Raw genomic sequence first — 11,810 nt, 5'->3', positions numbered from 1 at the left:
GAGGCCCAGAGGTACAGGCGAACACGAAGGGAAGGTGCGCCATGTCCATCCGTGACGACGCGGCCGAGGTCCGGGCCGGTGGCTGGCGGACGCTTGCCGCACTGCACGGGCTGATCGACGCCGCGCTGGAGAGGGCGCTCCAGGCGGAGCACAAGCTCTCCGTGGTCGAGTACACGGTGCTGGAGGCGCTGTCCCGGCAGGACGGCTGGCACATGCGGATGCAGCAGCTGGCCCGTGCGGCGGCGTTGAGCAGCAGTGCGACCACTCGCCTGGTGAGCCGCCTGGAGGACCGCGGGCTGCTCAGCCGCTACCTCTGCGCGGACGACCGGCGCGGCATCTACACCGAGCTGACGCCGGAGGGCCGTGCCCTGCTGGAGGCGGCCCGCCCGGTGCACGACGCGACCCTGGAGGCGACCCTGGCACAGGCCGCCGAACTGCCCGAGCTGGCGCCGCTGGTGGACGCGCTCGCCGAGCTCACCCCGGCGAAGCCGTAACACCGCCAAGGCCGTCCGCCGGGCAGCGCCTCACCGGGCAGTGCCCCCAGGCAGCGCCCCAGTACCCCAGTACCCCGGCGCCCCGGTATCCCGGCGCCTCACCGCCGCCCGGCGGCCAGTGCGTCCCGGTGCACCCGGTCGAGCAGGGCGAGCAGCAGCTCCTTGCTGGACGCCCGCTCCCGGACGTCGCACAGCACCACCGGTACCTCCGGCCCGAGGTCGAGGGCCCGGCGGACGTCCTCCGGGGAGGCCTCGCGGCGGCCGTGGAAGCAGTTGACCCCGATGGCGAAGGGGATGCCGCGCTGCTCGAAGAAGTCCACGGCGGCGAAGCTGGATTCGAGCCGCCGGGTGTCGGCGAGGATGATCGCGCCGAGGGCGCCGAGGGCGAGGTCGTCCCACATGAACCAGAACCGGAACTGCCCCGGGGTGCCGAAGAGGTAGAGCACCAGGTCCTCGCGGACGGTGATCCGCCCGAAGTCCATCGCCACGGTGGTGGTGGACTTGCCCTGGACGCCTTCGAGGCTGTCGACCCCGATGCTGGCGCGGGTCATCCGTTCCTCGGTCTGCAGTGGTTCGATCTCGCTGACCGAGCCGACCATGGTGGTCTTCCCGACGCCGAAGCCGCCGGCGACGAGGATCTTGACCGCGCCCGGCACCAGGCTCTGGGTCGTCAATTCGGGTCTCCTGGAAGGGAACTGGGGTGGCGCTGGGATGGCGCTGGAACGCTGTGGGGAGGGCGGACGGTCCGGCCGGGGGCCGGTCAGAGTCTGCGGACGCCCTCGATCACGGCCTGGATGAGCGAGATGTCCGGGGCCTCGGCGAGCGCGACCGGGGCCCGGGTGAGGATCAGCCGGGCTTCCGCCAGATCGTCCAGCAGCACCTTGACCACGCTCACCGGCAGGTCCATGGTGGCCGCGATCTCGGCCACGGCCAGCGGGCGTTCGCGGCACAGGTCGAGGATCGCGGCCGGCTCGGGGGTTAACCGGCTGGTGTCGGTGCGCGGGTCGGCGGTGACCACCAGGGTGATCAGCGCGAAGCCGTCACGGACCGGGCCGGTGCGCCCGTTGGTGATCGCGTAGGGACGGACCAGGTGGCCGGCGTCCTTGTCGTAGAACCAGCCCTCGTCGGCGTCGGCGGCGGTCACGCACCGCCACCCGCGCCGGTCTGGCCGGCGTCGCTGCGCGGCGCCGCGGTGAGGTACTGGCCGACCTGCTTGACCAGCATGTTGATCTCGTAGGCCATCAGCCCGGCGTCCACCTGCTCGCTGGTGAGGACGGCGAGCCGGGCGCCCTGTCCGGCGGTGGTGACGAACAGGAACAGCTGGTCCATCTCGACCACGGTCTGCCGGACCCGTCCGCCGTTGAAGCGGTGCCCGGCGCCGCGGGCCAGGCTCTGCAGGCCGGAGGCGACGGCGGACAGGTGCTCGGCGTCGGCCCGGTCGAGGCCCTGCGACATGCCGACCAGCAGGCCGTCCTCGGAGAGGACGATGGCGTGCCGGGTCTCGGGTACCCGCGCCACCAGCTGGTCCAGCAGCCAGTTGAGGTCGCGCTGGGTGTCGGTCTGCTGCGTCATCACTGCTGTTCCTTGGCTTCCTGAACGGCGGAGGCTTCCGCGGCTTCCCCGGGGGCGGGAGCTGCGGCCGGGTGGGGGGCTGTGGCGGGCGCGTCCGGTCCGGTACCGGCCGCGCGGGCGCTCCGGGTGCCGCGCTGGATGGCGGCCATGGTGGCGCGGGAGCGCGCCGGTGAGGCGCCGTCGGCCTCGCCGGACCGCGGTCCGGTCGGGGCGGCGTGGGCTCCGTACGGCGCGGACGCGGCGGGCGGAGCCGACTGGGGGAACGGGGAAGGGGCCGGCGCGACGGGCGGCATCATGGTGCCGGGCGCGTTGGCCTCGCGGAGCTGCTCGGCGAGGCTGGCGTTGCGGACCCGCTGCGGCAGGATCCGCGGGGTGCGCAGTTCGCCGTCCGGGCCGTGCTCCACGTGGTCCTCCTGCGGGCGTTCGTGGCTGGGAGCGACGTCCGCCGGGAGGCCGGCGGTGAGGTCGGCAGCGGCATCGCCGGCGCCGTCGACGACGTGCTCGACGTGCTCGACGGGCGCCGCGTGCGCGGCACCGAGCTGCGCGGCGAGTTCCGCCGACGGACCGGTCGGCAGGTCGTACGGGCGCGGCATCGCGGGCCGGGGGACCACCACGGCCCCGGGCAGTCCGGGGATCTCGGCACCGACCGGCAGCCCGGAGTCGTCGGGGGCGGTCCCGCCGCCCTCGCCGTCCTGCCGCGCGAGCAGCTCACCGATGATCAGACCGCCGCCCGCCGCACCGGAGTCGACGGGAGGCACCTCGGGAGCGCCGGCACCGACAGGGGTACCGGTACCGACACCGGCATCAGCAGCCGGCGCACCCCCGAGCAGCCCGCCGAGCACTCCCGCGAGCGCGCCCGTCAGCTCCTCGTCGACCTCACCGAAGTCCCCGTCCGACGGCCGCGGTTCGGGCACCGGGGTGCGGGTGACCCGCGCGCCGGACGGCAGTCCGGGCACCGCCGCGGGCTGTTCGGCCTGCTCCAGCAGCGCCGCGGGCACCAGCACCACGGCCCGGGTGCCGCCGTACGGCGAGGGCCGCAGGGTGACCTGGATGTCGTGCCGGGCGGCCAGTCGCGCGACGACGAACAGGCCGAGCCGCAGGTCGTCGCCGAGCGCGGAGACGTCCAGCTCGGGCGGGTTGGCCAGGTAGTCGTTGAGCCGCTCGTACTCGTCCTCGGTCATGCCGAGGCCGCGGTCCTCCACCTCGACCGCCAGGCCCTTGGGGACCTCCTGCGCGGCGACCTGCACCTGGGTGTACGGCGGGGAGAAGGTCGTACCGTTCTCGATCAGCTCGGCGACCAGGTGGATCACGTCGGCGACGGCCTGTCCGCTGAGCGAGGCGCGCGGCACGCCCTGGACGACGACCCGGGCGTAGTTCTCGGTCTCGGAGACGGCGCTGCGCAGCACGTTGACCACGGGCACGGCGTTGCGCCAGCGCCGGGCGGGCAGCGCGCCGCCGAGGATGACCAGGTTCTCGGCGTTGCGCCGCATCCGGGTGGCCAGATGGTCGACGGCGAACAGTTCGCGCAGCAGCTCGGGTTCCTCGTGCTCGCGCTCCAGCGCGTCGAGCATGCTGATCTGCCGGTGGATCAGGATCTGGGTGCGGCGGGCGATGTTGAGGAAGACCTTCTTCGTCCCCTCGCGGCCCTGGGCCTGGTGGACGATGGCGGCGACGGCGGCCTGCCGGACGGCGGCCAGGCCGTCGGAGGTCTGCTGGACCTCGTCGCCGACCCGCCGGGAGGGCGTCCAGGTGGGCGGGGCGGGCACCGGCTCTCCGGCGCGCAGCCGGCCGACGACCTCGGGGATCTCCCGCTGGGCGAGGGCGAGGGTGTCGGTGCGCAGTCCGGCCAGCCGGGCGGAGAGGGCGCGGGCGGCCCGGATGCCGCGGACCAGGCTGACCAGCAGCACCAGGGCGACGACGGCGGTGCCGGCCAGTAGTGCGGTGCGGTGTCCGGCGTCGCGCAGCAGGTAGGCGGCGTAGCCCCAGGCGGCGGTCAGGCCCAGGCTGGGGACCAGCGCGAGGGCGAGGAGCGAGCTGCGGAGGGAGCCGGACCGGCCGGCGCGGTGGCCCGTGTGGGGGGCCGATATGCCTGGCATCTGATTCCTTGCTGCAGGGCCGAGTTGCAGGCCGGGTCTCGGGGCCGAACGGCGGGTCGGCCCCGAGCGGCCCGGCCCGGGCTTCAGGGCGCCGAGGCCGGGGTCGCCGGACGGGGTGACGTGGTGTCATCGTCCGGGCGGGGTTCAGCGCGGCCGCCGACGGCAGGAAACCTATCAGTCCCAGGTGCCCTCATCGCAACATCAACTGACGACATGTGAACGGTTGCTGGCAGAACCGGTCGGTCCCGGTCGGAGTGTTCGCCGACGGATCGCCGCAGTTCAGTGCGGGCGGTGCGGAGCGGGAGCGGCCCCCCGGTGGGCCGGGCGGGCCTTCCGGGGAGCCGTCAGGAACAGGTCAACAGTCGTTGTACCGAGAGTTCGCCGCCATCCGGGTGGCGGTCCCCAGCGGCCGGTCTCAGCTCGCCGCGGAGATCGGCACCACCCGGGCACCCCGACCGCCCAGCCCGAGCTGGCCGCCCTGTCCGAGCTGGCCGCCCTGCCCGCCCGCGCCGCCGCGCCCGTAGCGCCGGTCCGCCGACGGCGCCTGCGACTCCCGCTCGTTGAGCTCGGTCCAGGCCCAGCTCGTCAGTTCGGACAGCTCGGCCGACCACTGCCTGCCGTAGGTGCCCGCCGCCACCTGCCCGAGCCGCAGTTTCTGCACGTCCGAGGTGCCGGCCGGGGCGTAGATGTGGGTGGCGTCCCGGAGGTAGCGGATGACGTGGTGCTCCTCCTGGGTGCCGCGGGCGGCGAAGATCTCCATCGCCTGGCGCGCCGAGTCCATCGCGTACTCGGTGTTGACGAGCTTGGCGTTCATCAGCTCCGCGTCGCAGGCCTTGCCGTGGTCGAGCAGGTGCGAGGCGTGGTAGGCGGCCAACTTGGCCGTCATCAGCCGGGACTGCATCTCGCCGAGCTTCAGCGCGATGCTGTTCAGCTGGTTGACCGGCTTGCCGTAGAGCACCCGCTCCTCGGCGTAGCGCACGGTGTCCTCCACCACGGCGACGTGGATGCCGAGGGCGACGGCACCCAGGTTCAGCCGGCCGTACAGGGTGGAGGAGGAGTAGGCGACGTCGAGGCCCTGGCCCTCCTCGGCGAGCCGGTTGCCGACGGGGATGCGGCAGTCCTCGAAGACGAGCTCGCCGAAGCTGAAGCCGTGCAGGCCGCCCTGGGTGCCGATGGTGCCGGTGCGGAAGCCGGGCCGGTCGCTCTCGACCAGGAAGGCGGACAGTCCCTTGCTGCCCCGGTCGGTGCGGAAGACCACGCCGTGGACATCGCCGATGTGCGAGTTGCCGACGAACACCTTGCGGCCGTTGAGGACGTACTCGTCGCCCTCGCGGCGGGCGGTGCCGCCCATGCCGAGCACGTGCCCGCCGGACTCCGGCTCGGTGACCGCGATCGTCGGCAGGGACTCGCCGGAGGCGAACTTCGGCAGCCACTCGCGCCGTTGGGCGTTGGATCCGAAGTGGATGACCTTGGCGACGCCGAGCTGCGAGGCCTGGGCCATCGCGCCCATCGCACCGCTGACCCGGGCCAGCTCCTCCACGATGATGGTCTTGGCGAGGTGTCCCAGCCCCAGTCCGCCGAACTCGCGCGGGATCGTGACACCGATCCAGCCGCGGCGGGCGATCTCCCGCGACAGTTCGAACTCGATCTCCCGGTCGGCCTCCATTCTGGCCACCTGAGGACGCACCTCCTTCTCCGCGAACTCACGCACCTCCGCCCGGAGGCTCTCGTGTCGTTCGTCGGTGAAGTAGTCCATCGCCATGCTTGGTCCTCTCATTCCAGTGGTGTCGTGCCTCCGTTCGCGCCGTAGATGCCGCTCCGGCCGTTCCCCCAGGGAGATCGGGTGGGGGTGTGGGGTGTGGCGGTGCCGATCGCTTCGAAGCCATCGGTGCATGCGGACCTTGGGCCGGGGTCTCCCGTGGAGCCTGGGGGACTACCGTCCGTGTCTTCGGCAGGGCTCATTGTCATATGTGCACATGGGGTCCACACATAGTTGATCTTGGAATGGCGGGATTCGGCCCACCCCGCCGCCGGAGGGTTTTGTCATGGCTCCGGGTGGGGATTGACCTTCCCCTCCTCCCGCACCCGTCCGCGTGGTCGCTCAACTGCTGCTTTGACTGTTCATCAGCAACGGGGGTGATCCGTCCCGGTAGCACCGCGGCGCCCGGATGTCTGATTACATGTGCGCCATGACTGATGTGATGAGCACTCAAGGCCAGTTCCCGGGTGCTGCCGGGGAGTCCGAGCGGACCCGCAGGCTGCGCAGCCTGGGCCTCAACGAACCCTCCGCAGACGAGGCCTTCGACCGCTTCGCCCACCTCGCAGCCAGCATCACCCGCGCTCCCATCGCGATGGTCAACTTCATCAACGACGAGCGCCAGATGTTCCGGGGGCTCTACATTCCGCCAAACTCCGGTGAAATCGCGGCCGAAGAAGGCGCTTCCTGGGCGGACCGGGGGATCGCCTTCGACCTTCCCACCCGGCAGATGCCGATGAGTCACGGCTTCTGCCCGCACGTGGTCGCCCAGCGCTCACCCCTCGCGCTGGACGACATCCTCGCCTACCCCCGGTTCGCCGGGAACCCGGTCGTGGACGAACTCGGTGTCCGGGCCTACCTCGGCGCCCCGCTCGTCGACGACACCAACACCGTCATCGGCACCGTCTGCGTCCTCGACCGGGAACCCCGGCAGTGGGGGCGCGAGCGACTGCGCGACATCCAGCACCTCGCCGAGGCGCTGCTCTCCGAGATCCGGCTGCGCGACAACCTCCTCGCCCAGCAGCAGGAGATGTTCGCCGCCTTCGACGGCTCCCCGTTCCCCATCATGCTGACCGACGGCCCCGGCCAGGAGATCCGCTACGCCAACGCCCAGCACGCCGACACCTTCGGCGCCCCGGTGGCGTACGGCTCGATCGGCACCGCCTACCCGCAGCTCGGCGCGGCCGGCCTCCAGCAGGCCGTCGCGGAGGCGTACCACACCGGTCGCGTCACCGCCCTCAACGACGTCCGGATCCAGTCCGGCCGCCCCGAGGCGCAGCGCATCCAGCAGATCTTCAGCTTCACCTGCACCCCGCTGCGGGTCGCGCGCACCGGCCAGGTCAACGGCGTCCTCACCGTCGGCATGGACGTCACCGCCCAGTCCCGCACCGAGGAGGAACTCGGCACCCTGGCCGCGCTGCTGGTCGACCGGCTCCAGCAGAACGGCGCCGCCACCCCGACCGGCCGACCGGGCATCGCCGGCGGGTCCGGACTCGTCCTGCCGAGCTGAGCGGCCGACCGCCGCTCGTGCGCGGCACCACGGCCCCCGGCCGTACCCGCCCACCGCACCACCCGTACCGCCCACCACCGTGGCGGGGCGCCTCTCACCCCCGAGGAGAGGCTCCCCGCCACGTTGCCGTTCCGGGGCGGACGCGGCCGGCCGTACCGCCTACGGCAGTTCGCCCGAGGCCGTACGGCCTGAGGTAGTTCACCCGAGGCCGTACTACGGCCCGTGGCAGTTCACCCGAGGCCGTACGGGCCACGGCGCGTCGTCCCGGCCGAGCGGGTGAACCGTCCGTCGCCCGCACCCCGGGCCGGGCCCGGCCGCGCGCCGCCGGTGGTAGGCATGGGCCGCATGGACTGGATGGACTGGTTCGCCGCCCCCGACTACTGGTTGAGCCGACTGCTCGTCCAGCGCCTGCTCGCCGGCCTCTACCTGATCGGATTCCTCGCCGCCGCCGCGCAGTTCCGCGCCCTCATCGGCACCCACGGCATGCTGCCGGTGCCCCGCTTCACCGCCCGGGTCCCGTTCCGCAGGGCACCCGGCCTCTTCCACCTCCACTACAGCGACCGCTTCTTCGCCACCGTCGCCCTCACCGGCGCCGCGCTGGCCGCCGCCGTCGCGGCCGGGCTCGGCGACGAAGTACCGCTCTGGGCGTCGATCCTGCTCTGGGCGGTGCTCTGGGCCCTCTACCTCTCCATCGTCAACGTCGGACAGACCTGGTACTCCTTCGGCTGGGAATCGCTGCTGCTCGAAGCCGGCTCCCTCGCCGCCTTCCTCGGCAACGCCGACACCGCGCCGCCCACCCCCGTGCTCTGGCTGATGCGCTGGCTGGTCTTCCGGGTCGAGTTCGGCGCCGGACTGATCAAACTGCGCGGCGACAGCTGCTGGCGCGACCTGACCTGCCTGCGCTACCACCACGAGACCCAGCCCATGCCCGGACCGCTCAGCTGGTTCTTCCACCACCTGCCCGACCCGCTGCACCGGGTCGAGGCGGCAGCCAACCACGTCGTCCAACTCCTCGTCCCGATCGGCCTGCTGCTCCCGCAGCCGGTCGCGAGCTACGCCGCCTGCGCCGTGATCGCCACCCAGCTGTGGCTGATCGCCTCCGGCAACTTCGCCTGGCTCAACTGGCTCACCGTCGTCCTCGCCCTCGCCGCCGTCGAACCGGGCCGCCTCGGCCTGCCCGGCCACGCCCGGAACCTCCCCGGTGCGCCCGTCTGGTACCAGGCGCTGGTGGCCGCGGTCACCGCCGCCGTCCTGGTGCTCAGCTACTGGCCGGTCCGCAACCTGCTCTCCCGCGGCCAGGTGATGAACCGCTCCTTCAACCGGCTGCACCTCGTCAACACCTACGGCGCGTTCGGCAGCGTCAACCGCCTGCGCCAGGAGGTCGTGATCGAGGGCACCGACGAGGCCGTCCTCACCCCGCACACCGTCTGGCGCGAATACGGGTTCAAGGGCAAACCCGGCGACGTGCGCCGCCTCCCGCGCCAGTACGCCCCCTACCACCTGCGCCTGGACTGGCTGATGTGGTTCGCCGGCATCTCGCCCGCCTACGCCCGGCCCTGGTTCCTGCCCTTCGTCACCCGCCTGCTGGCCGGTGACCGCGCGACCCTGCGGCTGCTGCGCCACAACCCCTTCCCCGACGCCCCGCCGACCCACGTCCGGGCGACCCTCCACCTCTACCGGTTCACCAGATGGCGCGAACTGCGGGAGACCGGCGCCTGGTGGCACCGCACGGCGCTCCACGAGTACCTCGCGCCGGTCGACCTGCCCACCCTCGCCCGGGCCGGCCACCACCCGCCGCCCGGCCGTCCCCCGCCGGACCGCCCCGCCCGGGGCCTCCGCGCCGTTCCCCTGGACGGGTTGCGGCGACCACGCCCACCCCGCACGGAGCACCCGGGCCACCCGTCCGGACCACCACCGCACCACCCGGGTGGACCTCCCGAGTAGCGGCCAGGCGGGCGGTATGGCACACGACACCGACCCGTCCCGGCGGTGGGTGCGTGCAAGGCTCGAACGGGCACCCGTATTCTGGGCGTCCACACCCGGCGGCCCGACCGCGCGCCCCCCGGTCCCGCCCCAGGGGCCCCGCGCACCCGGTCCGTCGCCCCCTCGCCGTCAGCCCCGCCGTCGTCGCCCAGAACCGGACCTCACATGACAGTGCTTCACTCGCGCAACGCCGACGCAGCCGACCCGGCGGACGTCGCCGACGCCGCAGACGTCAAGGACCCCCAGGACGCCGCTGCGGAGCCCGACCTCCGCGAGGATCTCGGCCGCTACGCCGAACTCGGGGCCTTCACGCTCAGCGCCGACACCCACGCCTGGTACGCGGCCGTCGACACCGTCGCCACCCCCGAGGACGCCCGCGCCGCGTCCACCGCGCTCGCCGAACTGCGCGGCCGCGACCTCCAGCAGACCTGGGAGGCCGTCACCGCCCTGGCCGCCGAGGTCAAGCTGGACGAACCCGACACCGTCGCCAAGACCGTGCTGCTGGTCGAGATGCTCCAGCGGGTGCGCCGCACCTCCGCCATCCTCACCAGCGCCGCCTACGACGCCGACCTCGTCGCCCTCGCCGCCGCCACCGCCGACAGCACCTGGCGCCGCGAGAACGGCGTCAAGCTCTCCTGGCTGCGCGGCCGCTCGCTGCGCAAGCAGGCCACCGCCCTCGCCCACGACCGCAAGGTCCGCCGCGAGGACCTGCACGAGGCACTCACCTCGGCCGAGATCGAGCGCCGCGCCTGGGCCGCCATCGCCCCCGCCGGCACCCTGCCCAACGTGCCGGCCGACGGCGACCTGGTCGAGCGCACCGCCCAGGCCTTCGAACCCATCAACACCGGCCTGCGCGACCTCGCCCGGCTGCTGCCCGACCACGACCTGGACGGGCTCGCCTTCACGGAACTCGCCGACCTGGTCGAGCGGCTCGCCGCCGACGAGGGCACCCTCTACCGCCTGCCCACCATCCGCGGCCTGCGCGCCACCCTCGAGGAGGCTGGCCTCGCCGACCTGCTCGCCGAACTCACCGCCGCCAAGGCCGACCGCCGCGCCGCCGAGGCCGCGTACGCGGCGCGCCAGGCGCTCGCGGGCGGGCAGCGGGACGGGCTGGCGGCGCCGGTGGCCGAGGAGGCCGAGGTCGCGGGCGAGGTTGCGGACGATGTGTCGGTCGAGGCCGAAGCGGAGACCGAGACCGAAGTCGAGCCGTCCGGGGCCGAGCCCTCCCAGGAGGAGGCCGAGGCCGCGGCGCGTCAGGCGCTCGCCGGTGGGCAGCGGGACGGGTTGACGGAGGAGACGCCGGCTCCGGTGGCGGTTCCGGTCGAGGAGACCGCTGAGACCGCTGAGGCCGCTGCCGAGGTTGACGCCGCTGCCGAGGTTGAGGCCGACGTCGAGGTTGACGCCGCTGCCGCTGCCGCTGCCGCTGCCGCTGCCGCTGCCGCTGCCGAGAACGAGGTCGAGGTCGAGGCTGAAGCCGAGGCCGTCGAGGCGGCGTCGGGCGCGGACGCGGACGCCGCCGAGACCGAGCCGGCTGCGGTGGAGGAGGAGGAAGCGGAGGCCCCGGCTGCCGTGGTCTCCCTTCCGGCGCCCTCCCCGGCCGCTGACGACCTGGTGGCCGCCGCGACCGCAGCGCTGGCCGAGGCCGCAGCTGCGGACGAGGTCGCGGCGGAGCCGGAGGCAGTCGAGGAGCCTGCCGCTGAGATCGTGGTCGAGGCTGAGGTCGTGGCTGAGGTCGAGCCGGAGGCGGTCGCCGAGGTGCCCGCCGTCGAGGCTGCTGAGCCGGAGGTCGTCGCGGTCGTCGAGGTTGACGAGTCGCCGGTCGAGGCCGAGGCCGAGGTCGAGGCCGCCGAGGAGGTTCCGGCCGTGGTGGCCGAGACCCCCGCCGCCGAGGTGGCGGAGCCGGTGGTCGAGGCCGAGGTCGCCGAGGAGGCTCCGGCTGTGGTGGCTGAGGAGCCCGAGGTCATTGCCGAGGCGCCCCCCGTCGAGGCCGAGGCCGTTGAGGTGGAGGAGCCGGCCGTCGAGGCCGAGGCCGTTGAGGTGGAGGAGCCGGCCGTCGAGGCCGAGGAGCCCGAGGTCGTCGCCGAGGTCGTAGCGCCCGAGCCCGAGGCCGAGCCCGTCGCCGAGGTGCCCGCCGCCCGTTCGGCGAAGCCGGACTTCACCCCCGGCCGGCCCGTGACCGCCTACTCGGCGGAGGAACTGCTCGCCGTCGTCCGCTGGATCGACGCCGACGGCACCGGGCGGAGCGATGATGAGTTGCTCCGTGCGGCGATGAAGGAGCTGGGCTTCGCCCGCCTCGGTCCCCGGATCAAGGAGGCGCTGGGCGCCGCCGTCGCCGCCGCGCGCGGCTGACCTCCGGGCAGCAGCCGGAGCCGCAGGGCCCGGGACGCACTGGCGTCCCG

Annotated in this window: 9 protein-coding genes; 4 read left to right on the top strand and 5 right to left on the bottom strand. The window is 73.5% G+C overall.

Annotated elements, in window-relative coordinates; genetic code table 11:
* Positions 1-41 precede the first annotated feature (41 nt).
* Positions 42-494 carry a MarR family winged helix-turn-helix transcriptional regulator gene (locus ACZ3YL_RS02580; RefSeq protein WP_188307853.1) on the top strand — a complete coding sequence of 151 codons (453 nt, stop codon included), beginning with the start codon at positions 42-44 and terminating at the stop codon, positions 492-494.
* Between the two features lie 98 nt (positions 495-592).
* Here the strand turns inward: ACZ3YL_RS02580 and ACZ3YL_RS02575 are convergent, their stop codons facing one another.
* The 5 genes from ACZ3YL_RS02575 to ACZ3YL_RS02555 all read right to left on the bottom strand — a co-directional run bounded on the left by ACZ3YL_RS02575 (position 593) and on the right by ACZ3YL_RS02555 (position 5,924).
* A complete protein-coding gene (locus tag ACZ3YL_RS02575) occupies positions 593-1,168 on the bottom strand; it encodes a GTP-binding protein (RefSeq protein WP_262986072.1) in 576 nt (191 codons plus the stop codon).
* Positions 1,169-1,254: 86 nt separating this feature from the next.
* Positions 1,255-1,638 (bottom strand): DUF742 domain-containing protein, encoded by a 384-nt coding sequence (locus ACZ3YL_RS02570; RefSeq protein ID WP_188307852.1) that lies wholly within the window; start codon positions 1,636-1,638, stop codon positions 1,255-1,257.
* The gene (locus ACZ3YL_RS02565; protein WP_188307851.1) at positions 1,635-2,066 is read right to left on the bottom strand and encodes a roadblock/LC7 domain-containing protein; all 432 of its coding nucleotides are present in this window, start codon (positions 2,064-2,066) and stop codon (positions 1,635-1,637) included. The genes ACZ3YL_RS02570 and ACZ3YL_RS02565 overlap by 4 nt, the downstream gene beginning before the upstream one ends.
* Positions 2,066-4,162, bottom strand: coding sequence for a sensor histidine kinase (locus tag ACZ3YL_RS02560; RefSeq protein ID WP_465654862.1), 2,097 nt, complete (start codon positions 4,160-4,162; stop codon positions 2,066-2,068). Before ACZ3YL_RS02560 ends, ACZ3YL_RS02565 begins: the two co-directional genes overlap by 1 nt.
* 415 nt (positions 4,163-4,577) lie before the next feature.
* The gene (locus ACZ3YL_RS02555; protein ID WP_411292883.1) at positions 4,578-5,924 is read right to left on the bottom strand and encodes an acyl-CoA dehydrogenase family protein; all 1,347 of its coding nucleotides are present in this window, start codon (positions 5,922-5,924) and stop codon (positions 4,578-4,580) included.
* A gap of 427 nt (positions 5,925-6,351) precedes the next feature.
* Between ACZ3YL_RS02555 and ACZ3YL_RS02550 the strand changes: the two genes are divergently transcribed.
* The 3 genes from ACZ3YL_RS02550 (at position 6,352) to ACZ3YL_RS02540 (ending at position 11,760) form a co-directional block, all read left to right on the top strand.
* Positions 6,352-7,428 (top strand): GAF domain-containing protein, encoded by a 1,077-nt coding sequence (locus ACZ3YL_RS02550; protein ID WP_465654860.1) that lies wholly within the window; start codon positions 6,352-6,354, stop codon positions 7,426-7,428.
* A gap of 354 nt (positions 7,429-7,782) precedes the next feature.
* Positions 7,783-9,372 (top strand): lipase maturation factor family protein, encoded by a 1,590-nt coding sequence (locus ACZ3YL_RS02545; RefSeq protein WP_465655248.1) that lies wholly within the window; start codon positions 7,783-7,785, stop codon positions 9,370-9,372.
* A gap of 204 nt (positions 9,373-9,576) precedes the next feature.
* Positions 9,577-11,760: a hypothetical protein gene (locus ACZ3YL_RS02540; protein WP_465654858.1), complete on the top strand. Its 2,184-nt coding sequence runs from the start codon at positions 9,577-9,579 to the stop codon at positions 11,758-11,760.
* Positions 11,761-11,810 lie beyond the last annotated feature (50 nt).

It is taken from the genome of Kitasatospora sp. NPDC023176, assembly GCF_055560495.1.
This window is presented reverse-complemented; position numbering and strand designations above follow the sequence as displayed.